Origin of the sequence: Mycolicibacterium houstonense (assembly GCF_900078665.2) — a bacterium.
GTDB classification, from domain to species: Bacteria; Actinomycetota; Actinomycetes; order Mycobacteriales; family Mycobacteriaceae; genus Mycobacterium; species Mycobacterium houstonense.
Window position 1 is genome coordinate 1,073,630 of the sequence record NZ_LT546207.1, and the last position, 24,023, is coordinate 1,097,652.

The 24,023-nt window shown below is 66.9% G+C and carries 23 protein-coding genes and 5 pseudogenes; 14 read left to right on the plus strand and 14 right to left on the minus strand.

Annotated elements, in window-relative coordinates:
* Positions 1-138 precede the first annotated feature (138 nt).
* Complete coding sequence (gene tenA, locus BN4332_RS05340) at positions 139-822, plus strand: thiaminase II (protein WP_066897518.1); 684 nt, start codon at positions 139-141, stop codon at positions 820-822.
* A 58-nt stretch (positions 823-880) separates the two neighbouring features.
* Here tenA and tpx read toward each other — a convergent pair whose 3' ends face one another.
* Entirely contained in the window at positions 881-1,375 is a 495-nt protein-coding gene (gene tpx, locus BN4332_RS05345) for a thiol peroxidase (RefSeq protein WP_066897570.1), read from the minus strand.
* Between the two features lie 61 nt (positions 1,376-1,436).
* Here tpx and BN4332_RS05350 point away from each other — a divergent pair, with 61 nt between their 5' ends.
* Positions 1,437-2,330: an aminoglycoside phosphotransferase family protein gene (locus BN4332_RS05350; protein ID WP_066897571.1), complete on the plus strand. Its 894-nt coding sequence runs from the start codon at positions 1,437-1,439 to the stop codon at positions 2,328-2,330.
* 13 nt (positions 2,331-2,343) lie between these two features.
* Here BN4332_RS05350 and BN4332_RS05355 read toward each other — a convergent pair whose 3' ends face one another.
* Together BN4332_RS05355 and BN4332_RS05360 are read right to left on the minus strand one after the other, a co-directional pair.
* On the minus strand, positions 2,344-2,667 hold the full coding sequence (locus BN4332_RS05355; protein WP_160110813.1) for a hypothetical protein: 324 nt from the start codon (positions 2,665-2,667) through the stop codon (positions 2,344-2,346).
* A 159-nt stretch (positions 2,668-2,826) separates the two neighbouring features.
* A complete protein-coding gene (locus tag BN4332_RS05360) occupies positions 2,827-3,792 on the minus strand; it encodes an o-succinylbenzoate synthase (RefSeq protein WP_084459184.1) in 966 nt (321 codons plus the stop codon).
* Between the two features lie 139 nt (positions 3,793-3,931).
* Here BN4332_RS05360 and BN4332_RS05365 point away from each other — a divergent pair, with 139 nt between their 5' ends.
* On the plus strand, positions 3,932-4,183 hold the full coding sequence (locus tag BN4332_RS05365) for a hypothetical protein (protein WP_066897521.1): 252 nt from the start codon (positions 3,932-3,934) through the stop codon (positions 4,181-4,183).
* Between the two features lie 18 nt (positions 4,184-4,201).
* Positions 4,202-4,864, plus strand: a complete 663-nt coding sequence (locus tag BN4332_RS05370) for an MOSC domain-containing protein (RefSeq protein WP_066897522.1) — start codon at positions 4,202-4,204, stop codon at positions 4,862-4,864.
* A 28-nt stretch (positions 4,865-4,892) separates the two neighbouring features.
* Here the strand turns inward: BN4332_RS05370 and BN4332_RS05375 are convergent, their stop codons facing one another.
* Positions 4,893-5,546 (minus strand): HD domain-containing protein, encoded by a 654-nt coding sequence (locus BN4332_RS05375; protein WP_066897523.1) that lies wholly within the window; start codon positions 5,544-5,546, stop codon positions 4,893-4,895.
* Between the two features lie 143 nt (positions 5,547-5,689).
* Between BN4332_RS05375 and BN4332_RS05380 the strand changes: the two genes are divergently transcribed.
* On the plus strand, positions 5,690-6,661 hold the full coding sequence (locus tag BN4332_RS05380) for a GlxA family transcriptional regulator (protein WP_066897572.1): 972 nt from the start codon (positions 5,690-5,692) through the stop codon (positions 6,659-6,661).
* A gap of 6 nt (positions 6,662-6,667) precedes the next feature.
* Here BN4332_RS05380 and BN4332_RS05385 read toward each other — a convergent pair whose 3' ends face one another.
* Together BN4332_RS05385 and BN4332_RS05390 are read right to left on the minus strand one after the other, a co-directional pair.
* Positions 6,668-7,354: an Rv0518 family GDSL lipase gene (locus tag BN4332_RS05385; RefSeq protein WP_066897524.1), complete on the minus strand. Its 687-nt coding sequence runs from the start codon at positions 7,352-7,354 to the stop codon at positions 6,668-6,670.
* 155 nt (positions 7,355-7,509) lie between these two features.
* Positions 7,510-8,724, minus strand: a complete 1,215-nt coding sequence (locus BN4332_RS05390) for an acyltransferase family protein (protein ID WP_066897525.1) — start codon at positions 8,722-8,724, stop codon at positions 7,510-7,512.
* Between the two features lie 285 nt (positions 8,725-9,009).
* On the opposite strand from BN4332_RS05390, the gene BN4332_RS05395 reads away from it, so the two are divergent.
* On the plus strand, positions 9,010-9,315 hold the full coding sequence (locus BN4332_RS05395; protein WP_066897526.1) for a hypothetical protein: 306 nt from the start codon (positions 9,010-9,012) through the stop codon (positions 9,313-9,315).
* A 3-nt stretch (positions 9,316-9,318) separates the two neighbouring features.
* On the opposite strand, the pseudogene BN4332_RS05400 reads toward BN4332_RS05395, so the two are convergent.
* Positions 9,319-9,733 (minus strand): annotated as a pseudogene (locus BN4332_RS05400) (Rv1352/Rv1906c domain-containing protein).
* Between the two features lie 100 nt (positions 9,734-9,833).
* On the opposite strand from BN4332_RS05400, the pseudogene BN4332_RS05405 reads away from it, so the two are divergent.
* The 4 genes and pseudogenes from BN4332_RS05405 to BN4332_RS05420 all read left to right on the plus strand — a co-directional run.
* Positions 9,834-10,586, plus strand: a pseudogene (locus tag BN4332_RS05405) (alkaline phosphatase family protein); the annotation flags it as partial.
* Positions 10,511-10,912, plus strand: a complete 402-nt coding sequence (locus tag BN4332_RS05410) for a DUF5078 domain-containing protein (protein ID WP_435405150.1) — start codon at positions 10,511-10,513, stop codon at positions 10,910-10,912. The pseudogene BN4332_RS05405 and the gene BN4332_RS05410, both read left to right, overlap by 76 nt.
* A 417-nt stretch (positions 10,913-11,329) precedes the next feature.
* Positions 11,330-11,803, plus strand: coding sequence for an MmpS family transport accessory protein (locus BN4332_RS05415; RefSeq protein WP_066897528.1), 474 nt, complete (start codon positions 11,330-11,332; stop codon positions 11,801-11,803).
* Positions 11,800-14,706: an MMPL/RND family transporter gene (locus BN4332_RS05420; RefSeq protein ID WP_066897529.1), complete on the plus strand. Its 2,907-nt coding sequence runs from the start codon at positions 11,800-11,802 to the stop codon at positions 14,704-14,706. Before BN4332_RS05415 ends, BN4332_RS05420 begins: the two co-directional genes overlap by 4 nt.
* On the opposite strand, the gene BN4332_RS05425 is transcribed toward BN4332_RS05420, so the two are convergent.
* Positions 14,703-15,476 (minus strand): ArsR/SmtB family transcription factor, encoded by a 774-nt coding sequence (locus BN4332_RS05425; protein ID WP_066897573.1) that lies wholly within the window; start codon positions 15,474-15,476, stop codon positions 14,703-14,705. The genes BN4332_RS05420 and BN4332_RS05425 overlap by 4 nt on opposite strands.
* Before the next feature lie 552 nt (positions 15,477-16,028).
* Between BN4332_RS05425 and BN4332_RS05430 the strand changes: the two are divergent.
* Positions 16,029-16,328, plus strand: a pseudogene (locus tag BN4332_RS05430) (C40 family peptidase); the annotation flags it as partial.
* A 5-nt stretch (positions 16,329-16,333) separates the two neighbouring features.
* Positions 16,334-16,798, plus strand: a pseudogene (gene yaaA / locus BN4332_RS05435) (peroxide stress protein YaaA); the annotation flags it as partial.
* A gap of 39 nt (positions 16,799-16,837) precedes the next feature.
* On the opposite strand, the gene BN4332_RS05440 reads toward yaaA, so the two are convergent.
* From BN4332_RS05440 to BN4332_RS33155, 6 genes are all read right to left on the minus strand, one after another.
* Positions 16,838-17,755 carry a TauD/TfdA dioxygenase family protein gene (locus BN4332_RS05440; RefSeq protein WP_074132985.1) on the minus strand — a complete coding sequence of 306 codons (918 nt, stop codon included), beginning with the start codon at positions 17,753-17,755 and terminating at the stop codon, positions 16,838-16,840.
* Positions 17,756-17,787: 32 nt separating this feature from the next.
* Positions 17,788-18,825 carry a PhnD/SsuA/transferrin family substrate-binding protein gene (locus BN4332_RS05445; protein WP_235654027.1) on the minus strand — a complete coding sequence of 346 codons (1,038 nt, stop codon included), beginning with the start codon at positions 18,823-18,825 and terminating at the stop codon, positions 17,788-17,790.
* 31 nt (positions 18,826-18,856) lie between these two features.
* A complete protein-coding gene (locus tag BN4332_RS05450; protein WP_066897532.1) occupies positions 18,857-19,600 on the minus strand; it encodes an ABC transporter ATP-binding protein in 744 nt (247 codons plus the stop codon).
* Entirely contained in the window at positions 19,587-20,234 is a 648-nt protein-coding gene (locus tag BN4332_RS05455) for an ABC transporter permease (protein ID WP_235654028.1), read from the minus strand. The genes BN4332_RS05450 and BN4332_RS05455 overlap by 14 nt, the downstream gene beginning before the upstream one ends.
* 71 nt (positions 20,235-20,305) lie before the next feature.
* A complete protein-coding gene (locus tag BN4332_RS05460) occupies positions 20,306-21,277 on the minus strand; it encodes a TauD/TfdA dioxygenase family protein (protein WP_066897533.1) in 972 nt (323 codons plus the stop codon).
* 372 nt (positions 21,278-21,649) lie between these two features.
* Entirely contained in the window at positions 21,650-22,018 is a 369-nt protein-coding gene (locus BN4332_RS33155) for a hypothetical protein (protein ID WP_066897534.1), read from the minus strand.
* A 21-nt stretch (positions 22,019-22,039) separates the two neighbouring features.
* On the opposite strand from BN4332_RS33155, the pseudogene BN4332_RS05470 reads away from it, so the two are divergent.
* Both BN4332_RS05470 and BN4332_RS05475 read left to right on the plus strand, forming a co-directional pair.
* A pseudogene (locus BN4332_RS05470) lies at positions 22,040-23,002 on the plus strand (amidase); the annotation flags it as partial.
* Positions 23,003-23,111: 109 nt separating this feature from the next.
* Positions 23,112-24,005 (plus strand): fructose bisphosphate aldolase, encoded by an 894-nt coding sequence (locus BN4332_RS05475; RefSeq protein WP_066897535.1) that lies wholly within the window; start codon positions 23,112-23,114, stop codon positions 24,003-24,005.
* The last annotated feature ends 18 nt before the right edge of the window (positions 24,006-24,023 follow it).

A 24,023-nucleotide genomic window follows, 5' to 3' on the forward strand; every position in this document is an offset into this window, starting at 1 on the left:
GGTGTCAACTCCGCCGAAGCCGACACCGTCTGGTCCGGTGTGGGTGGCGACCCGGAGCCTCCACGTGAAAGTCGCTGTGGCGCAGGGACTGCCGGACCGAGCGCACCACCGCCGCGCAGCACCTGACACGATGATCACATGCATCCCGACGTGAATCCGCAATCCTGGTCCACCCGGCTGTGGGAATCGATCGAGCCGACGTTCAGCGCCATCCTCGCCCACCCGTTTTTGACCGGACTCACCGACGGCGGCCTGGATGACACGGCCTTCACCCACTACGTCGCCCAGGACGCGCATTACCTGCGCGATTACGCCCGCGCCCTGGCCATCGTCGGCGCCAAGGCACCGACCTTGGCCGATACCGCGATGTTTGCCCGCCACGCCGCCGAGGTCTTCGATGTCGAGTTGGGGTTGCACAACGAGCTGTTACCCGCGTTGGGCATGGACGTGCAGAAATTGGATGCGACGCCGGTCGCCCCGACCACGCGTGCGTACACGAGTTACCTGCTGGCCACCGCATACGGCGGCACGTTCGCCGAGGGCCTGGCCGCGGTCCTGCCGTGCTACTGGATCTATGCCCGGGTGGGAACGGCGCTGCTGGAACACGGCTCGCCCGACGCCCGCTATCAGCGGTGGATCGACAGCTACGGCGGTGTGGAATTCGCCGCGACGGTGGCCGAGGTGCTGGGGGTGACCGATCGCGTCGGCCCCACGCTCAGCGCATCGGACGAGGCCGCCGCACGGGGCCACTTCGTGGTCACGGCGAAATACGAATGGATGTTCTTCGACGCGGCTCATCGCCGCGAGCAGTGGCCGGTCTGAGGAGACCGGCCCCCGGGTCCCTCACCGACGCGCGTACGTCGGTGAGGGACGGTGACGGCTACTTGAGCGCGGCCAGCGCCGCGTCGTAATCCGGCTCCTGGGCGATCTCGGGAACCAGCTCGGAGTAGGCGACGTTGCCGTCTGCGCCGATGACCACGACCGCGCGCCCCAGCAGTCCGGCCATCGGGCCGTCGGCCAGGGTGATGCCGTAATCCTCGCCGAAGCTGTCGCGGAACGCCGATGCGGTGGTGACATTCTCGATGCCCTCGGCACCGCAGAACCGCTTCTGCGCGAAGGGCAGATCCTTCGACACACACAGCACGGTGGCACCCGACGCCGCGGCGCGCTCGTTGAAGGTGCGCACGCTGGTGGCGCAGACCGGGGTGTCGACCGACGGGAAGATGTTCAGCAGCACGGCCTTGCCCTTGAACTGATCACTGGTGACGGCGCCGAGATCGGTGCCGGTGAGCGAGAAGCTGGGGGCCGGGGTACCGACTGCGGGCAGGTCGCCGACGGTGTTGATGGAGTTTCCGCGCAAGGTTATCTGTGCCATGGGGCACAGTCTGTCAAAACCGGGTGCCGTGCGGGCGGCCCGGGGTGCGACGATGGGCGCGATGATCGATCTGCCCGAGCCGGTGCGCGCGATGGGCATGCGGGGACCACAGTGGCAGTCCTGGGTCGATGCCCTGCCGCGGGTGATCCAGACCGAGTTCGACGAATGGGACCTGCGAGCCGACGGACCGGCGCGATACGGCTACTGCTCGATCGTGCTGCCGGTCCGCACTCCCGACGGCGCGCCGGCGGTTCTCAAGGCGTCGTTCCCGGACGACGAAACCGAACACGAACACCTCGCGTTGCGCCGCTGGGCCGGAGCCGGGGCGGTCCGGTTGCTGCGGGCCGACCCCCACCGCCGGACGATGCTTTTGGAACGGCTGCACCAACGAAACCTCAACGAGCTCTGGGACATCGAGGCATGCGAGATCGTCGCCGGCCTCTACCGTCGCATCCATGTGCCTGCCTTGCCCCAGCTGCGCTCGCTGGCCGAGTGCACCGCACGCTGGACGGCCGAGCTGGCACGGCTGCCCCGCAATGCCCCGGTTCCGCGCCGCCTGGTCGATCAGGCGATCTCCCTCGGCGGTGACCTGGCCACCGATCCGGCCACCGATGGCACCCTGATCCACGGCGACCTGCACTACGAGAACGTGCTGGCAGGCGACCGGGACCCGTGGCTGGTGATCGATCCCAAACCGATGAACGGCGATCGGCACTACGAGGTCGCGCCCATGCTGTGGAACCGATGGGACGAGCTGACGGGATACGTGCGCGACGGCGTCCGGCGCCGGATGGCGGCCGTGGTCGACGCCGCCGGGCTCGATCCCGACCGGGCTCGCGACTGGGTGATCGTCCGCATGCTGCACAACGCGAGGTGGGAGCTGACCGAGGAGGCCGAACCCGACCGCGACTGGGTGACCACCTGTGTGGCCATCGCCAAGGCGGTGCAGGACTGAGCGTGGCCGGCGGTCAGATCACTTTGTACGTCAGGTCGTAGAGTGCGCCCGCCCCGCTGAACTGCTGGGTGACTTCTCCCCGGCCCAGTTCATCGGACCGGATCACTATCGAACCGACATCCCGCATCTCGTCGGTGCCCGCGTCGACTTCCCTCAGCACGATCTCCAACTCGCCGTCGAACGGCAGCAGCCGGTCCAGATCCACCACGTCCCCCTGGCACATCGACACCGCCCTGAACTGAAACCCGTCAGCCCGGCTGATACTCAGCTCGTCGGCCCCACCGGAGTCCTGGGTCTTGACCGCCCGGAGTTCCGACAGCTTCGCGAACAACGACATGGCATCCTCCGTTGGATCTTCCACCAGCGGTAGCCGGCGAAGTTCGATTCTTCAGTTGCCACCACGTCGTCCGCATGCGTAGTGCGCTACTTGAAATTGGCGCACGATCGCCGTCGGCCGACCCGCCCACCGCTGTGCCGCAGACCAGGATCCCGCTGGTCAGGATGCAGAAATTGCCCGCTGAAGACGTGCCCGCCACGATGCCAGGCGCTCCGGGTCGGTGACCGCGTACCGCTGCAGGTGCTCGACCTGCGGGGCGGGCGGCATCGGTGCGACGGGAAGGTAGCCATCGACCGGAATCAGTGAGCGGGAGTCCGCGACCACGTCACCGGCGAGCAATCCCCTGGTTCCCAGCTCGCAGGCGAACGGCAGCTGCGGCAGCGCGCCGGCGAGTGCGAGCCCCGCCGCCAAGCCGATGGTGGTCTCCAGCGTGGACGCCACCGTGCACGGCAACCCGCAGGCCTCGGCGACCCGCAAGGCCCGCCGCGCCCCACCCAGCGGACCGCTGGCGAGGACGCACAGGTCGGCCGCGTCGCGGAGCCGCACCTTCATCGGGTCAGCGGCGTGCCATATCAATTCTCCTGCCGCGAGGCGTACCTCGACACGCCGCCTGACTGCCGCCAGCTGGTCGAGCGTCGGGCACGGCTGTGCGACGAACTCCAATCCGCCGGCCGCTCGATCCAGGGCCGCGATGGCGGCGACCGCGGTGTCGGGATCCCACCGCCCCTTGGCGTCGCATCGCAGCACGCCGTCCGGCCCGAGCCCGTCACGCACGGCCTGTACCCGCTCGATGTCCGCGCCCAATGACCCGGCACCCACTTCGACCGCCGCGGTCCGGCACGCCGAGTCCGCCGCGATCCGGTGGGCGCGGCCGGCGTCGACAGCGGGAACGGTGACCGCGATGGGCACCCGTCCCCGCACGGGATCGGGCCAGCCCACGGTGCCCGGCTCGGTGGCCGCCGTCAGCCAGCGGACCAGCGCACCATCATGCGGCAGCGGGCTGAATTCGCCCCAGCCCTGCGGCCCCTCGATCAGCATTCCCTCCCGCGTCGCGAGCCCACCGACCGGATCGATGGTCGGGATGGCGAACACCGGCGCACGCTCGAAGTCGATCAGGGTCTGCACAAGCACGTGACGCTAGCGGACCCATCCGGCCGGGGACGCACAATGGCCGGCGGCGGTACCCAACTGCCGGTACGGCCGAGCGCCGCGGCCTAGACTGAGCCAAGAGGTCGGACGGGTACAGCTCAAGAGGAGACAGCCAATGACGAGGCCGATGTGGCGCGGGTTACTGACCGTGGTATCTGCCGCGGTGCTGTCGGCCGGATCGATGGCGGTGGCCACGATCGTGACACCGGCGCCGAGCTCGGCCTGTCCGCCCGGGGAAACCGGCGTCACCAACGGTTGTTCGCCGTTCTGCGTGCCCGGCCGGCAGCTCGACCTCGCGACCGGACTGTGCCTTCCGGTGCCGCCACCACCCGCGGCCCCGAATAGCGTTGCGACACCACTGTTGTAGGCCACTACGCTGGGCCCCATGGCACAGGTACTGACCGTCAACGTGGCCCATCCGCGCCCCAACCCGGCCGGAGACCACGCCATCACCGGCATCGACAAGCGTCCGGTCGACGGTGCCGTCGCGGTACGCGCCCCTGGCCCGATGCACGGCGGACTCGGCAGCGGCCTGGTCGGCGATACGATCGGAGACCAACAGTTCCACGGCGGTGACGACCAGGCGGTCTATGCCTACGCACGTGAAGACCTGGATGCCTGGGAGTCCGAACTCGACCGCCGGATCGCCAACGGCGTGTTCGGCGAGAATTTCACGACCGCGGGCGTCGATGTCACCAACGCCGTCATCGGCGAACGGTGGCGGGTCGGATCCGACGGGCTCGAGCTGGAGGTGTCCCGGCCACGCATCCCGTGCCGGACCTTCGCGGCCTGGTTGGATGTCAACGGCTGGGTGAAAACCTTTACCAGGACCGCGATTCCGGGCGCCTATCTCCGGCTGGTCTCCCCCGGCTCGGTATCGGCCGGCGACGAGATCGTGGTCACCGAACGGCCCGATCATGACATCACCATCGGCTTCGTGTTCCGGGCGCTGACCCTGGAACCTCAGCACCTGCCTGCGATCCTGCGGGCCGACGCATTGCCGGAGCCGCTGCGCGAGCTCGCCGAGCGACGCGCCGCGGCCCGGTAATTCCACCGGAAGATCCTGCGGTAGCGGGTTATTCCGGCCAGTCGTTGGACCTGATCACCTTGACGAAATCCTCGCGGACGAAGGAATCGTCGAAATGCGCCAGCACGTCGGCGTTGACGGTGCCGAACGTCGACGCGGGCCGCTGCCGAACCCCTTCGGCGAATGCCCGCAGGATCCGGTTCTTGAAGTCGGGCCGGGGATGTGCCGCGGTGACGGCGTTCAGCTCCTCTTCGGTGAGGTCGCCACGGCCGATCCCGAGCACGTCGGTCTCGACCCCGGCCGTCACCAGCGCGACCTCGGGGTCCAGGAACTCCGGCACTCCCGGCGTGGTGTGCAGGGCGATGGCCAGCCACACCTTCCGGGCGGCGGCGTCGCCAACCCCGCGCTGCAACAGGAAATCCCGTGCCGCATCGGCGCCGTCGACCTCGAAGCGCACCTGCGAGGTCGTGCGGTATCGCTCGGTCAGCCCGATGTCGTGAAACATCGCGCCCACGTACAACAACTCCAGATCGGGCTGCAGGCCGCGGCGACGTCCCTGCAGCGCACCGAAGTAGAACACCCGCCGGGAATGGTGGAACAGCAGGTCGTCTTCGGTATCGCGGATGTACTCGGTGGCCTCCCGCACCAACGCGGTGTCCGGCAGTTCGATGCCGGCGATGGCACCTGCCTTTGCGGGGTTCATGTCCAATCTCCCTGATTGTCAACGGTTTTGCTTGCTCTGAGCAACGGAATGCTGCTCGTACCGACACCAGTCTGCGGGTCCGCGCCCGGGCCGACCCATGGCTGATGCGCCATGTTTCCCACAACAAGCGACACAATGAACGGATGGCACAGGCTGCGGGGCCGCGCGACATCGTGATCGTGGTCTTCGACGGGATGAAACTTCTGGACGCCGCCGGGCCGGCGGAGGTCTTCGCCGAGGCCAACCGTTTCGGCGCTGACTACCGGCTACGCATCGCCTCCGTCGACGGTTCCGATGTCACCACCTCGATCGGTACGGCCTTCGCGGTGACCGACCGGGTCGCGGAGATCGACGCCGCGGACACGGTTCTGGTCTCCGGCGGAGACAATCTGGTGGGTCAGCCGATCGACCAGCAACTGGTGGCGTCAGTGCGGGGCGTGCCGGCCCACACCCGGCGTCTCGCCTCGATCTGCACCGGGGCCTTCATCCTGGCCGCAGCGGGCCTGCTCGACGGCCGCCGGGCCACCACACACTGGCGCCACGCCCGGCTGCTGGCCCGCGCCCATCCCACGATCTCGGTGGAGCGCGACGCGATCTTCGTCCGGGACGGCGACATCTACACCTCGGCCGGCGTATCGGCCGGCATCGACCTCGCGCTGGCTCTGGTGGAATCGGATCACGGGGCGGATCTGGTGCGCGATGTCGCCCGGTCGCTGGTGGTGTATCTGAAACGCGCCGGTGGGCAGTCCCAGTTCTCCACTCTGGTCGAGTCCGACGCTCCGTCCGAGTCGGCGCTGCGTCGGGTCACCGATGCGGTCGGGGCTGATCCCACCGCTGACCACAGCGTGAAAAGCCTTGCCGCACTTGCATCTTTGAGCACCCGTCAGTTGACCCGGCTGTTCCAGGCCGAACTCGGCACCACCCCGGCGCGGTACGTCGAAGCGGTGCGGATCGATGTCGCGCGGGCGGCCCTCGATGCCGGCCGTCAGGTCGGCGAGACGGCCCGCCTGGCCGGGTTCGGCAGCTCCGAGACCCTGCGCCGGGTGTTCATCAACCACCTCGGAGTATCACCGAAGGCCTACCGGGACCGGTTCCGCACCACGACGCACAGCTGACGGCGCTCAGACCCAGCGCGGGAGTTCCTTGCCGATCAGTGGCGCGATCTTGTCGGCCAGGTACGCATGCCCGGCATCGGTCGGGTGAATCCCGTCGGCACCGATCAGCTCCGGGTTGTCGAAGAACCAGCGTTCGGCGATCGGATCGATGAACGTCGCACCGACCTCACGGGCCTGATCACGCAGGATGTCGCGAATACCCAGCAGGTTGGGCGGCACATCGGCGTTGACCCAGGGCGGCCCGATGATCAGCATCCGGGCGGTGGGAGCGGTCCGGCGGGCCATCGTCAGCGCATCGTGGCTCAGCCGGCCGTAGATCGCCAGGTTGGCGTCTTTGTCGTTGCGGGACCCGAAGAAGACCACCAGCGCGTCGTCGGGTTGCACGGCCCGGGCGGTCAGGTCGGCGAAGATGCTGCCGCGGTTGCCGCGCGCCTCGTAGCCGGCTCCGCCCTCGGCGACCACGTCGGCATCCACCTGCACCCCGCGCTCGGACAGCGACTGCCACGCCAGCGTGGTCCACCCTTTCGGGCCCTGCCCGCCTTCCGCCGCGCCGGTCGTGTACGAGTCCCCGATCACCGCGATGTGGTTGATCTGGGGATCCAGACCCGAGGTGACGTAGCGCTGCTGAGGGGCCTGCGCGAACAGCCCGACCACAAGGCCGAGTGAGACGATGAAAGTGGTCAGACGACCCACTGCAACCTCCACTGCCGGCGAGACACACTCGTCCCGCGCCGCGATACGCCGAACAGCCTATGGGGTGACACCTGGTTGGACATAGGCAGCTGATGACACAGCGATAACAAGGGCATAACAACCTGTCGCGCAGCGGGTTTGGATGGTTACAGAGCTCAACCCGCGCGTGCGGGGACCTCGTCGGGGCGGTCGGTGGATTCGGTGTCGATCCGGTGCAACTTGGTGCTCGGCGGGTCGACGGGCCGGATGTCGACCATTCTGCGCATCCACCGTCTGGCCGGCTCCTCCACGAGGTGGTAGAGCGCGATCGCGCCGACCGTCGAGATCGCCAACAGGCCGACGAGGGTCGCCTTGCCCGACAGCGTGGGCGTGAGGGTCAGTTCGAACTGCCTGGTGGTCCATATCCAGGCGGTGTGGACCAACTCGTGCACCATGTACAGGCCGAACGAGATCTGACCGCCGTAGACGAACAACCGGGTGGACAGCAAGGCCGGGAGACTGCCGACGCCGACCGCCATCGCCACCACCAACGGTACGAACAGGATGTCGACGATGCCCCCGGCATCACCGACCGTGTTCATCGGATGCGCCTCGAAGAAATAGAGCCCGCCGATGATGACGCCGCCCAACACGATCGACAGGTAGCCCGCACGCCGCCGGGTTCGGTCCGTCAGATGCAGCTTGCGGACCGCCGCGCAGGCCAGCGCACCCGCGGTGAACTGCATGACGATCCGCGGCAGCCAGCTCCACGGGGTGTAGAAGTGACCGGTGGCCATCAGCAGCACCACGGGCGGCACCGAGGCGGCGATGGCCAGCAGGACCAGACTCCGCGCCCTGGTGGCGCGTGCGATCCGGAAGACCACCATGATCAGCGCTCCGAACAACAGGTAAGCCAACCATTCGGCGCTGATGGACCAGGCCGGTCCGTCCCAGCTCGAGCCGTCGAAGTACGGCTGGAACCACAGCTGCACCAGGAACAGCTGCCGCACATAGCTGACGGCGTTGTACCCACTGGTGTCTTCCGGCGGGATGTGTCCGACGTTGAGGGTGAAGATCAGCCACAGCGCCGCAAGGTGCAGCGTGACCAGGTAGACCGGCCACACCCGGGACAACCGCAGCCAGAGGAAGTGCAGCGTGGCCCGCGTGGACCAGGCGGGGCCCATCCGGTCGATGTAGTTCCAGGTGAGCACGAAACCACTGAGGATGAAGAACAAATCGACGCCCTGGGCGCCGCAATCGAGGATGGGAGCGAGGGCCTCGGTGACATCGGGTGCGACTTGATAGAGCAAGGGGCGGAAGTGGAACAGGACCACCCACACCGCTGCAACGATGCGCAGTCCCGTCAGGGCCTTGATCTCTGCGCCGCGCACAACACCCTTTTCCGTATCCACTCAGCTTGTTTCGTCACTTCGCTGTTTCGTCATGTCATAGCCGCGGCTGGCCGGGCGGACTCTCACGACACGCGCAACCGGCAGCTCTCGCAGACTAGCAGCGCGCCGCTGTGCACTTGCTGACCGACACCCGCGTACGGTCTGACCTAGGCCTGGGTGATCTTGTGCAGCAAAGCAATTGCCGATGCCGACATCCGGGCGTCTCTGGCAGGGCGGTGGGGGGCGGATAGGCTCGAGGCAGGTGATCTCTCGAGGAGGTTCGAGATGACGAGCATCATCGGCCGCTGCGCTGCCACCGCCGGAGCGGCACTGGCGCCCCTGGCCTTCGTCGCGGTGGCCACGCCGGCCGTCAGCTGGGCCGACTGCCGCGCCGGGGAATGGTGGGATCCGGTGGCGAACGTCTGTCGCGCACCTGTTGTCCCGCTGGGTTGCGAGAACGGCTGGTGGTGGGATCCGGTCGGCAACACCTGCCGCCCGCCGGTCGTGCCGCCGCCGCCGCTCTGCGACAACGGCTGGTGGTGGGATCCCGTGGGCAATGCCTGCCGCCCGCCGCTGATCCCGCCCGGCTGAGCATCAGGGCATGGGCACCTGTGACCCGTCGTAGTTACGGGCGTTGTTGTTGAGTGAGTTCATCCAGGCCTGAAGCTTGGCTCGGGCGATCAGTGCCGGAATGTCACCGCTGGGCGGAGCGGCCGCGGGGGCGTCGGTCTTCTGCCAGGGCTGGCAGCCACTGGTCTTGAAGGCCTTGTCGGTCGCGTCGATGGTGACCACCTGCGGCTTCTTGCTGAAGGCATTGTCGATGATGTCGCCGCCGTGCAGGTCGGCCATGCGCTTCCAGTAGCAGGTGCCGTTCTCNAGCCGCTGCGACGGGTCCCGGAGGCGGCGCGGGCGCAGGGGTTTCGGGATCGGCGGCGGCAACGCCGGTGAACGCCCCACCTGCGGACACCACCAGGGCGGCAGCGAGGATCACGGCTTTCATCGACTTCATGAAAAGCCAGCGTACCGGCTACCGAGGAGTGCTCGGGCAGCCTTGCGACGAGGCCCACGTTGCCGAAACCCACCGACGTGATCTGTGGCACGCTCGCGGTGTGGAGCCGCCCCGTCCCGATCCCGACCTACCGCACCTGGCTGATGTGGTCCCTTCCGTTCTAGCCGCGATGGGCGCCGACGGGTTCGACGCGCGCATCAGCTGGCCGGGTCGGATCCGCGGCGCGTGCGTCCTGCTGATCGACGGACTGGGAGCCGAGCTCCTCGCCGAGCATGCCGCCGACGCCCCGGTGCTGACGGCGTTGGCAGAGAAGGCGCCGCACCGAACGCTGCAGGTCGGGTTTCCGTCCACCACCGCGGCAGGACTGGCCGCGATCGGTACCGGTTGCCGCTCGGGTGAGCACGGGTTCGTCGGCTACACCTTCCGCGTTCCGGAGGCCGGACCGGAGTTCGATGTGATCAACGCGCTGCGGTGGCGCCCACATCCATGGGGACCCGATCTGCGCGAGCAGGTGGCACCCGAACGGGTCCAGCCACTGCCCACCACCTTCGAGCGCGCCGAGACCGCAGGCTTTTCCGTGTCGGTGGTCTCCGGAGCCGCTCACACCGGATCAGGCCTGTCCCGCGCGGTACTGCGCGGCGGGCACTATGTCGGTGTCCACGCCCTCGGCGACCTGGCTGCCTGCATCGGCACGGCTGTCGCCGACGGTGGGTTCTGCTACGGCTACCACGCCGACCTCGACATGATGGGCCATCTCCACGGGCCGGGTTCGACCGCGTGGCGCATGCAGTTACGCCAGGTGGACCGGTTGGTCGAGTCCGTGGTGGAAGCGCTGCCGCGAGATTGCCTGCTGANCCGTGCACGGCCGAGCAGATCATGGCCGCCGCCCGCGACGTCGAACCGGTGTACTACGAGCGGTACATGATCGACTACAACAACAAGCCGGTCGCCGACCAGCAGGGCGCCCAGGACCGCATCCACTGGTTCTTCTCGATGGACTACGCCGGCCGCCGCCAGTACTCGGAGAACATGGCCACCAACGCCTTCTTCGAGAACATGTCGTGGCGCTGGCCGAACTGGGCCAAGCTGTTCTTCAACAACAAGGGCGTGGCGGCCAACACCACCGACGTCTGCATGAACTACCCGCCCAACGACATGTCGGTGTGGAACTGGCGCTAGTTCGCGAGTTCGAAGAGGGATGGGGCTTCGTCACCCGGGCAGCCGGCGGCGGAGCCCTTCCTCATTCCGTTAGCTCCATCACAATCGGCCGACCCGCCGGTGCCGGCCTGCTGCCGGCGCAACACATGGAAGCGTCCTGACGTCGCGCAGCGCCTCGTACGGCAAAATCAGGCGGCCGGCGAGAACCTGGCTCGCCCGCCAGCACGTCGCACCTGTGTCACCGTTTTGTGACTCATTTAAATAGGCTAATATCTCGCTAAGTTTTGGTTAGCCATTCGGCTAGACAGCGAGACGTATCGAGGTGAACATGGTGCACAGGCGCTCCCCCATGGCCTGCCATGCCGCCGGCATGTCGACCTCGCCTTGCTTGCCCATTGCCCACCTTGCCCACGACCGACGGACCGGTGCCCCTACACGATGACCAATGCGACGAAAAGCCCTCGCCGGAAACAGCTTTCACTTTCGGGCCTGGCCAAGAAGTTCTGGATTCCGTTGATCATCGCCGCGGTGGTGTTGGTCGGCGCGTTCACGGTGATGCGGGTGCGCACCTTCTTCGGCGCCGGCGACGGTTCGGGGATCTCCAGCGCCAAGGTCGACGACACCAAGCCGTTCGACCCCAAGGTCGTGGTCTATGAGATCTACGGCGAGCCCGGGGCCTATGCCGACGTGAACTACCTCGATCTCGACGCCCAGCCCCAGCGCATCGACGGGGTGCCGCTGCCCTGGACGCTGCGACTGGAGTCCACCGCCCCCTCGGTGTTCCCCAACATCGTGGCCCAGGGCAACGGCAGCACGATCAGCTGCCGGATCACCGTCGATGATGAACTCAAGGACGAGCGAACCTCCAACGGCGTCAACGCCCAGACCTTCTGCCTGGTGAAATCTGCATGAGCAATCACGACGTGCCGACCGATTCGTTCCCGGTCAGCGGCCCGCAGCACGCCCAGCCTGCTCAGCACGGCGGGATCGCCAAGTGGATCCGTCGCCTGGCCATCCCGATCATCATCGGCTGGGTCGCGATCATCGGCGTCTTCAACACCATCGTTCCCCAGCTCGAAGAGGTCGGGGAAATGCGGGCCGTCTCCATGAGCCCGGACGATGCCCCGTCGATGATCGCCATGAAGCGCGTCGGCGAGGTGTTCCAGGAGTTCAAGTCCAACAGCTCGGTAATGGTGGTACTCGAGGGCGACGAGCCACTGGACATCGATGCGCACGATTACTACGACCAAATCGTCGACAAGCTCGAGGCCGACAAGGCCCACGTCGAGCACGTCCAGGATTTCTGGGGCGACCCGCTGACCGCCTCCGGCGCCCAGAGCGCCGACGGCAAGTCCTCCTATGTGCAGGTCTACACCGCCGGTAACCAGGGTGAGGCGCTGGCCAACGAATCCGTCGAGGCGGTCCAGGAGATCGTCAATTCGGTCCAGGCGCCCGAAGGGGTCAAGGCGTATGTGACCGGCCCGGCGGCACTCTCCGCGGATCAGCACATCGCCGGCGACCGCAGTATGCGGATGATCGAGGCGCTGACCTTCACGGTCATCATCATCATGCTGCTGCTGGTCTACCGCTCCATCATCACCGTGATCCTCACCCTGGTCATGGTGGTCCTCAGCCTGTCCGCTGCGCGAGGGATCATCTCGTTCCTCGGCTTCTACGAGATCATCGGGCTGTCGACGTTCGCGACGAACCTGTTGGTGACATTGGCCATCGCGGCGGCCACCGACTACGCCATCTTCCTGATCGGCCGATATCAAGAGGCCCGAAGTGTCGGCGAGGACCGGGAACAGGCCTACTACACGATGTTTCACGGCACCGCGCACGTGGTGCTGGGCTCGGGCCTGACCATCGCCGGCGCCACCCTGTGCCTGCACTTCACCCGCCTGCCGTACTTCCAGTCACTGGGCATCCCGTTGGCCATCGGCATGACCGTCGTGGTCTTCACCGCCCTGACGCTGGGCCCGGCGATCATCACCGTGGCCAGCCGGTTCGGCAAGGTCCTGGAGCCGAAGCGGGCCATGCGCACCCGCGGCTGGCGCAAGATCGGTGCGGCCGTGGTGCGTTGGCCCGGACCGATCCTGATCGCCACCATCGCGCTGTCGTTGATCGGTCTACTGACCCTGCCGGGCTACCGGACCAACTACAACGACCGCAACTACCTTCCGGCCGACCTGCCCGCCAACACCGGCTACGCCGCGGCCGACCGGCACTTCTCCCAGGCCCGGATGAACCCCGAGCTGCTGCTGGTGGAAAGCGACCACGACCTGCGCAACTCAGCGGACTTCCTGGTCGTGGACCGGATCGCCAAGCGAATCTTCCAGGTGCCCGGCATTTCTCGGGTCCAGGCCATCACGCGCCCGCAGGGAACGCCGATCGAGCACACCTCGATCCCGTTCCAGATCAGCATGCAGGGCACCACCCAGATGATGAACATGAAATACATGCAGGACCGCATGAAGGACATGTTGGTCATGGCCGACGAGATGCAGACCACGGTCGACACCATGGAGCAGATGCTCGTGCTGGTCGGGGAGATGTCCGACACCACCCACAGCATGGTCGGCAAGATGCACACCATGGTCGACGATGTGGCCGAAATGCGGGATCACATAGCGGATTTCGATGACTTCTTCCGGCCGATCCGTAACTACCTGTACTGGGAACCGCACTGCTACAACATCCCGATGTGCTGGTCGATCCGGTCGATATTCGACACCTTGGACGGCATCGACACCATGACCGACGACATCCAGAAGATGATGCCGGACCTGGATCGTCTCGATGAGCTGATGCCGCAGATGCTCACGATCATGCCGCCGATGATCACGACCATGAAGAACATGAAGAACATGATGCTGACCATGCAGGCCACGATGGGCGGTCTGCAGGATCAGATGGAAGCGTCGATGGAGAACGCGACTGCCATGGGCCAGGCGTTCGATGCCTCCAAGAACGACGACTCGTTCTATCTGCCACCGGAGACCTTCGAGAACGAAGACTTCAAGCGCGGCATGAAGATGTTCCTGTCCCCCGACGGGCACGCGGTGCGCTTCATCATCAGCCACGAGGGCGACCCGATGAGCCCCGAGGGCATCGCGCACATCGACGCGATCAAGAACGCCGCCAAGGAGGCGATCAAGGGCACCCCGCTGGAGGGCTCCAAGATCTACCTCGGCGGCACCGCGGCCACCTTCAAGGACATGCAGGAAGGCGCCAACTACGACCTGCTGATCGCCGGAATCGCCTCGCTCTGCCTGATTTTCATCATCATGCTGATCATCACGCGCAGCGTGGTGGCCGCCGCGGTCATCGTCGGCACCGTCGTGTTGTCCCTCGGGGCATCATTCGGTCTGTCGGTGTTGATCTGGCAGCACCTGATCGGGCTGGAGCTGCACTGGATGGTGCTGGCCATGTCGGTGATCATCCTGTTGGCCGTGGGTGCGGACTACAACCTGCTCCTGGTCTCCCGGTTCAAAGAGGAGATACACGCCGGTCTGAATACGGGCATCATCCGCTCGATGGGCGGGACCGGGTCGGTGGTCACCTCGGCGGGCCTGGTGTTCGCGTTCACCATGATGTCGATGGCGGTCAGCGAGCTGGCGGTGATCGGCCAGGTGGGCACCACGATCGGCCTGGGCCTGCTGTTCGACACCCTGGTGATCCGGTCCTTCATGACGCCGTCGATCGCGGCCCTGATGGGCAAGTGGTTCTGGTGGCCGCAGCGGGTGCGTCAGCGGCCTCTGCCGGCTCCGTGGCCGACGCCCATCCAGCGCGACCCACAGGATTCGCTGGTCTAATCGGCTTGTTCCAGCCCGGATTTCAGGCTGGACAGTCTGAGCGGCCAGGCGTGCCCGATGAGTTCCCGCACCGCGCTGTCCGGGTCGAATCCGTCGTGGATCACGGTGAGCTTCACCTGATCCCCGACCGGTTCGATGTCGAAAGTCACCTTGGACCGGCGTTCGGCCGCGGCCTTGGCGATGGTCTCGTCGCTCAGATCGGGCGCCACCTGCTGTAGTTCGGCCGTGAAGGCGTGGAAGGTGAACGCCAACCGCTGGTAGGGGTCGGACTCCACGATCAGCTGCTCGACGTCGTCGATGCGGAGGCCGTCCTCGATCCAGGTATAGGTCGAGCCTTTCTGCCAGTCCGATTCGATGGCGTGACCCAGATGGCCGGCCGAGATCGCCGGATTGGTCACCGCATGCCACAGGCGCTCCGGGGTGGTGCGGATATAGGTGGTGTAGACAAACTCAGCGGAATCTGCCGACGTCTCCAGCACCGTCTTGAGATCTGCGAAAGCCGGCGCTCTGGCGGCGTCGTAGCGGTCGATCCAGCGGTCGGCGATGGCCGTGATCGGCCCGGCGTTGAGGTAGTGACGCTTCTCCCGACCGTGCCGTGCGGTGGAGATCAGGTTGGCCGCCTCCAATACCGCCAGATGCTTGCTGACCGACTGCCGGGCCATCGTCAGGCCGCTGCACAGCTGTCGCAGGGTCTGCCCGTCGAGTTCGTTGAGGCTGTCGAGAAGCAGTCGCCGGCTCGGGTCTGCCAGTGCCTTGAAGACTTCGTCCACCATCGCCGTCCTGCCATGCGCGGCCCCGTCGGCCCACCCTGTCCGATTATGCAGCCGTTTGGCTGCACGTCAACTTCGGAACAGACCCCGACGGCCTGCCAAGACGGCAATCCGGGCCACGAATGCCGCGGCGCCCAGCCACCACCGCAAGCAGGTCGACGTTGCCAAATCAACACCTGCCCGTCACATCGTCGAGCCGGACGTCACGACGGGCCCCGCCGCGGCCCCCGATCGACCCCACCGGGCACAGATCGCGCCGGGGCGGAATCCAAATACCTTTGACAGCACCATGATTGGGCGTGTGCGCCAGTGAATCACCATCGGAATCCGACCGCATTTTCATCGCACAAGCCCAGTGCCACAGCACTATTGGATGATTACGACATGCCGCCGCGAACTACCGATTCGACACCTTCCGCTGGCAACCGAATTGCGCCCGCAGGCAACCACACTCAATCGCAAGATGCGTGAAACAGTCCATATGCGACACCTGTTGTGAACGGAGTCACATATTTTGCCCGCCCAAAATTGGCTCTGCTAGCGTCCCGCCGCATGTTTGCTATCGCGACGCTTATGGCGCTTGTCCAGCAGGTTTCGGGCACGCCGTACATCTCCGGTGGAGACACCCCGGCCGGCACCGACTGCTCGGGCCTGGCTTCCTGGGTCAGCAATGTGGCCACCGGCCGGCCGGCTTTCGGCGACCGGTTCCACACCGGCAACCAGGAGCGTGCACTCCTGGCCCGCGGCTTCAAGTACGGAACGCAGCCCGGTGCCCTGGTGATCGGCTGGAACAGCGGACACACCGCGGTCACCCTGCCCGACGGCACCGCGGTGTCCTCGGGTGAGGGCGGCNCGGGTCACTGCGTGGCGCCGCCGTTGCCCGCGCCCGTGCCCGCCTGGCCGTCGGATCGGCCCTCTTCGGCCTGTTACGCGCGGACGACCCGGTGCCGGGCTACCGGTTGTCCGCGTCGTCGAAACTGCCGGGTCAACCCGGCCTGGCCAAGCGCTGGCGCCCACTGTTGGAGCCGGTGCTGGCCGATCTGTCGTCCCGCGAGCTCGTCGTCGATCTGCGGTCCGGCTCGTACGCCGGGCTGGGCCGGATCCCCGGAGCGGTCCGGGTGCAGGTCCTGGCCGAACACGAGGACGGTCACCGCACCGTGGTCAGCCACTTCAACAAGGCCCACAAAGGGCACCTGGCCCGGGCCCTGGTCAGTTCCCGAAGCGAACCGGCCGATGCTGCCGCGGTCGCCGCGGTGGCCCGCCGCGCCGGCATGAATGTGGAACGCGACGGGAACGAGCTGACGGTCGTCGTGCCGGCCTGACAGGACGCCGCCTCAGGCTGCCTCGAACGGCTCGCCGCCTCAAGCTGCCTCGAACGGCTCGCCGTCCAAAGCCACCGAGGGTCGGCCATCCGGCCCCCTCGGCACATCCCCCACCAGCGTCACGCGGTACAACCGACGATCGTGCTCGCCGCTGAGGTCCGACGGCGCCAGATGCACGGTCGAACGGTTGTCCCAGAACGCGATGCTGCCGGGCTCCCACTTGAACCGCACGGTGTACTCCGGCCGCACCAGCTCGTCGTAGAACAACCCCAGGAGGCGGCGGCTCTCGTGCGGGGACACGTCGACGATGTGGCTGGTGAACCCGGGGTTGACGTAGAGCGCCCGCTCCCCGGTCTCCGGATGCACTCGCACCACGGGATGCTCAGTGAGCAGCGGCCGCCGGTCCACCCGGCGCCGATAGTCTTCGGTAGCGGTGGTGCCGTCGGGCGGCGCGAAGCGGTGGACCGCCCGCAGTCCGTCGGCGAGCCGCTGCAACGGCGCCGACAGCCCGGCATACGCGGCCACCGTGTTGGACCACTGGGTGTCACCGCCGTACGGCGGGATCACCTCGGCCCGAAGGATCGACGCGGCAGGCGGATTCACCGCCGCGGTGACATCGGCGTGCCAGTTCGCCTTGTCGAATCCACGACTGCTGCCGTATCGCGATTTGAACCGGTCGGCGAAGATCGGGTAGATCGTCGGATAGTCGGGATCCGGGATCGAATCGAACAGCGGGTGCGCCGGGGTCGGCGAGCCGAAGGCCCGGGCCAGCCGCAGGTGGTCGTCGTGGCCGATGAACTGGTCACGGAAGAACACCACCTTCCACTTGAGCAGGGCCGCACGAATTTCGGCGACCTCGTCGTCGAGAAGCGGCGCGGTCAGGTCGATTCCACGAATCTCCGCACCGATCCAGCCCGCCTGCGGGTGGATCGTCAGTGTGGATGCCAGTTGAGTCATCATGGTCCCCTTCGGTTTCTGTGACTGGCGTCTTACGAGACGAGCGATTTCGGCGTGACGCCGTCGAGTTCGTTCTGGGCGGTCACGATCGCGTTGTAGCGACCGTCGACATAGGGCGAGACATCGACGCGGGATTTGATGGTTCCGGTCTCGTGCAGGCCGTCGGCGACGGTTTGGAACAACGCCGTGGAGTCCGGATCGATCGGGTAGTACGAGGCGATCCCGTCCTCGTCGTAGAGCTTCTTGCCCTGGTCGAACGTGATGCCCTGCACCTTGACGTAGTACTGGTCAATCCACTGGTCGGCGTGGGTGTCCTTCCAATTGTTGGCGGCGACCGCGCGCCCCACGTAGTCGCCGATGGCCGTCGCCTTGGCCGGATCGTCGAGCACGTCCCTACGTACGATCAATGTCTGTATGCCGGTGTTGATGCCTTTGCCATCACCGAGGATCGGCGGCTCACCCAGTTGGTAGTACTGATTGCCGAGGACGATCGCGGCATCGACGGCACCCGCGGCGAAGGTCGGAACCACCTCTGCCCCAGCCAGTTCCACGGGCTGGACATCCGTCCGCAGATCCAGGCCATGACGCTTGAGCAGGCCCGCGGTCACCATGTGGCGACCCGAACCCGGCGGGTAGGCAACTCGCCTGCCGCGCAGATCCTCGATCGTCCGCACCCCGCTGCCGGGCCGCGCCACCAGGTAGTAGCCACCACTGGTGCCCGGATTGGCCTGCAGCCCGATGGTCACCAGATCGGTGACACCGCTGTCCACCGCGATGGGCACCGGCGCCTCCCCGATCGATCCGACGTCGGCGGCTCCCGAGCGCAGTGCCTCGATGACCGCCGCGCCGCCGCTGAAATCGGCGAACTCGACCTCGTAGGGCGCTCCCTGCCCGGCATCGGCCAGATTCCACGGCAGGGATTGCGTCCCGTTCTGCTCGGCGATGACGAGCTTCGTGCCGGCCGGCACGTCGGTCCGCGTCGCGATCTTCACCGTGTCGATGGCGTCGCCGGCTCCGTCGTCGGACAGTCCGCACGCGCTGAGCACCAGCGGAATCAGCAACAATGCCACCGAACTCAACCTGACGCGACCAACCATGCGGCTATTCCTGGTCTTCATATACACCCAACTCCGAGAGCAACCGCCTGCGCAGTGCGGCGAATTCGTGCGTATCCCGGGCTCGCGGTTTCGGCACCGAGACGTCGACATCCAATGAGATGACCCCGTCGGTCAGCACGATGACGCGGTCGGCGAGCAGGATCGCCTCATCGACGTCGTGGGTCACCAGCAGGACCGCCGGGGTGTGCCGGCGGTACAGGTCCATCAGCAGGCCGTGCATCCGGATCCTGGTGAGCGCGTCGAGCGCACCGAACGGCTCGTCCAGCAGCAGCAGTTGCGGCTCGCGAACCAGAGCCCGCGCCAGCGCGACTCGCTGAGCCTCCCCGCCCGACAGGGTGCGCGGCCACACCTTCGCCTTGTCCGCCAGATTGACCTCTCCGAGCGCCGAGAACGCCCGCTGTTGCACGGCGCCGGTGGCGGGCAGCCCGATCGTCACATTGGCCAGCACCCGCTGCCATGGCAGCAACCTCGGGTCTTGGAACACGATCGCGCGCCGGGCCGGCACGCGCAGGTAGCCGTCCACGTCCGCGTCGAGGGCACCGAGCGCGCGGAGAAACGTGCTCTTGCCGGACCCGCTGCGGCCCAGCAGTGCGACGAATTCCCCGGCCCGGATCTCCAGATCGAGGCCGTCGATGATGACGTTGTCCCCGAAGCTCTTCCGGATCTCGCGGGCGATCACCACCGGTTCCGCGCCGATCGTGGCCGTCAGCGTGTCAGTCCCCGTCATAGGCCCGTCTCCAGGTGAGCAACCGGCCTTCCAGGAACCGGACGACCAGGATCGAGACCAGGCCGAGCATCGCGTAGACGGCGATCAGGACGAAGACGATGTCGATCTGGAAGTACTCACGAGCATCGGTCATCATGCGCCCCAGGCCTTTCTTGGCGTTGATGGTCTCGGCGAAGATCAGCGACAGCCAGGACGCGGTCAGCGCCAGGCGCAGGCCCACGAGAAAACCCGGAAGGGACCCGGGAATGATGACGCGGTAGATCATCTCGGCCCGCCCCGCGCCGAACGAACGCGCCGCCTCCACCAAGGCGGCGTCGACGCTGCGGATCGCGCTGAACGTGTTGATGTAGATCGCGACGGCGACCGCCAGCGTGATCAGCAGGATCTTGGGCACCTCACTGATGCCGAACCACACGATCAGCAACGGCACCAGCGCGAAGTTCGGAACCGCCCGCAGGACTTCCATATTCGCGTCGACGAAGTTCTCCCCGATCCGCGACAGTCCGGAGATCAACGCCAGACCGAGACCGAGCACGATGCCGAACAGCAGGCCGTATCCGACCCGCAGCAGGCTGGCGGTCAGGTGTTCCTGAAAGGTGCCGTCGGCGATCAGGGTCCACGCGGCGCGCAGCACCCNGGTCGACCAGCACGGCTGCCGCCTCGGCCCGCGTGGCGCCGGGCGGCCGCGACACCAGGGTGGCCATCTCAGGCGGCTCCGAAGTAGTCGCCCGAAATCGATTCCGATGCAACACCGTCGGGACCCACCGGAACGTCGCCCACGAGCGTGATGCGGTGCAGGATCCGGTCACCTTCGACGTGTTCGAAATCGCGCGGTGCCAGGTGCAGGGCGGAACGGTTGTCCCAGAACGCCACGCTTCCCGGCTCCCACTTGAACCGCACCGAGTACTCGGGTCGGGCGATCTCCTCGAACAGGAGATCGAGCAGATGCCTGCTCTCCCGCGGCGCGAGGTTGACGATCTCGCGGGTGAAAGAGGGGTTGACGTAGAGCACCTTCTCCCCTGTCTCGGGATGCACCCGGACCACGGGGTGGATGGTGGCAAGTGGATTGCTGCGCACCAGATCACCGATCTTCTCGGCGCTGCGCTCGGCCGAGGTCGTCGCCCCGAAGCGGTGCTCGGCGCGCAGCTCGTCGGCCAGGGCTTGCACCGCCGGGGACAGGCCCGCATATACGGCCGCGACATTGGTGAACTGGGTGTCCCCGCCGTAGGCGGGCACGCGTTCGGCGCGCAGTATCGAATGTGACGGCGGTTTGATCAGCGGGGTCACGTCGGCGTGCCAACCGGGGCCGTTGGGGCTTTGCCGCTTGCGGTATCGGGTGCCGTACCGGTGGTCGTAGGCCGCAGGCGACACGGTGTGGATCTGGGGGAATCCGGCTGGGGCGGAATCTCCCTCGTAGGGGTGGCCCGGGGTGACCGCGCCGAACTGGGCGCCGAACGCGATCTGCGCCGCGTGGTCGAGTTCCTGCCCGCGGAAGAACACCACCTTCCACTCATGCAGCGCGGCTCGGATGGCTGCCACCTGCGCCGGCGACAGGGGCTCGGACAGATCCACCCCGTCGATGAGTGCACCGGTGAATCCCGACAGTGGGGTCACCGCGACTCCTACCTCTGCGGCGGCGGTCGGCGCGGTGATCGTTTCAGAAACAGAAGAAGGCATGGCCACACTCCCCTCGAAAGCGGCTGCTGATATCGGTGATTCGACGCTAACGAGGACGGCTTGCGGACTTACCGGTTTGAATCGGCGTGACGAGAATGGCGCACGCCGACCCGGGCACCAATAGGGCGTTGCCGGCCGCGGCCGAACGAGGGGGACGAAATCGCCTCTGCCTGCGCAGTACTGGCTCCACACGTCGAGGAACGTTCGAATCTCACTGTTGCCGAGCTAATTTCACCGCAGCAATTTTCATCCGAGCGCGACCGCCGTACACCGCAACCGAATTCAGTGAATTCCCGGGTGTTCCCCACAACGGCCGACGGTGTCGTGCACAATATGAGCTCGCGTCAGCGTCCGCCGCCTGTGCCGCGCCCATCACATCACCATCTCCGGGGGAGCAAGCTTGGTCACCTGCTCAGTTTCCACACCGCATCCGTCATATCCGCCGGCGCGCGGTGGAAGGCACCGGAAGCCCCCGGAACGGCGCTGGCTTCCCGTGGGGATCGGAGTGGCCGCTGCGGCCGTGGTCAGTTCGCTGCTCACCGCTTTCGTCATCATCACCACGCTGGCCTCGAAACTGTCGGCCAAGGATTCGGTGTATGCGGTCGGCGCCAGGACATACGAGGTGAAGCCGGATCGGCCGGCGCAGCCCGATATCGCCGCACGGGCCGCCGCACCGGCGGTGGCCGCCTTCGCGTTCGACGAGTCGGGCTTCGTCGGCTCGCAGGCGCGCTGCCGTGACACGCAGACGGCCCGGGCGATCNCGGGGTGGTGCCCGCGGCCTCGGGCGGCGACGGCACCGGCTCCATCCGGGTGCCGGCATCGTGCTGTGGAGTCGTCGGTCTCAAACCGCGGCGCGGACGATCCTCGTTCGCCCCCGACGCCGGCCACGGCCTGGAGGGCATGGTGAACAACCACGCCTTGACCCGGACGGTGCGCGACTGCGCCGCGCTGCTCGACGTCATCGCCGGCAGCGCACCCGGCGACCCATACGGGGCGGCGGCCCCCGCCGTCCCGTTCCTCGAGTCGGCCGACCGGACCCCGCCGGCGCAACGCGTCCTGATCGCCACGTCGTCGCCGTTTCCGACCGACCGGATCGATCCCGAGGTGGTGGCTGCCGTCGAGGCGACCGGTCGGCTGCTGGAAGGTCTGGGCCATCGGCTCACTCCGGGGGCGCCCACGATCGACCCGGACGCGGTCGCCGAGGCCATCGCCGTGCTGCACAACGTGAGCAACGCTCAATTGCACGACCTGGCGCAGGCACATCTGGGCCGGGCCCCGCGCGAGGACGAGTTCGAGCCGAGCACCTGGGTGATGATCCGCGAGGGCTTCACCACCACCGGCCTGGACTACGCCAACGCGATCGCCGCGATCCACGCCGAGACCAGGCGCTTCGCCGCGGGGATGGCCGAGCACGACGTGCTGCTGGTGCCGACCCTGCTGGCCGGTCCCCCGCCGTACGGACTGCTGAACCAGCCCCGCGGAACCACCCGCGCCTTCTTCGACGTCGAGTTCGCCACGACCGGATGGACCGCACTGGCCAACGTGACCGGTTGGGCGGCGATATCCCTGCCCCTGGGCCAGACCAGCGACGGGCTGCCCATCGGCGTGCAGCTGATGGCCCCTGACGAGGCAATCCTGCTCAGTCTGGCCCGCCAGCTCGAGCAGGCGGCGCCGTGGTGCAGTCGTATTCCGCCCCGATGGGTGGCCGGTACCACCACGATGTAGCCGACGAATATCCTCTGAGGCGAACCGCGTGCCATCGGCCCGTTGGACGGGTCGCGCCTCAGCAGCACGACAACAGCAGGACGCTGTCTTCAAAGGAGTAGACAACCTCATGGTGAATCAGCAGCAGGCCGACAAGATGACCACGGGCAAGGGCTTCATCGCCGCGCTCGACCAGAGCGGTGGCTCGACTCCCAAGGCCCTGCGCCTGTACGGGGTCGAGGAGAGCGCGTACTCCTCCGAGGAGGAGATGTTCGACCTGATCCACCAGATGCGCTCGCGCATCATCACCTCGCCGTCGTTCGGCGGTGACCGGGTGCTGGCCGCGATCCTGTTCGAGCAGACCATGGACCGTTCCATCGACGGCAAGCCCACGGCGACCTACCTGTGGGAGGACAAGGGCGTCGTGCCGCTGCTCAAGATCGACAAGGGCCTGGCCGAGGTCGCGGACGGCGTGCAGGTGATGAAGCCCATGCCCGGTCTGGACGACCTGTTGGCCCGCGGCGCGAAGAACGGCATCTTCGGCACCAAGGAGCGGTCGGTGATCGGCGCGGCCAACCCGGACGGCGTCGCCGCGGTGGTGGCCCAGCAGTTCGAGGTGGCAAAGCAGGTGCTGTCGCACGGACTGATCCCGATCATCGAACCCGAGGTCACCATCTCCATCTCGGACAAGGCCGAGGCCGAGGACCTGCTCCGCGACGAGATCACCAAGAACCTGGATGCCCTGCCCGCCGACCAGAAGGTCATGCTGAAGCTGACCCTGCCGACACATGCCAACCACTACCAGTCGCTCGTCGAGCATCCGAAGGTGATGCGGGTCGTCGCGCTGTCCGGTGGCTACTCGCGCGACGAGGCCAACAAGCTGCTCGCCGAGAACACCGGCGTGATCGCCAGCTTCAGCCGCGCGCTGACCGAGGGGCTGTCGGCCCAGCAGAGCGACGACGAGTTCAACGCCACGTTGGACAAGTCGATCCAGTCGATCTACAACGCGTCCGTCGCGGGCTAGTCGCGGATCCGGCGAGGC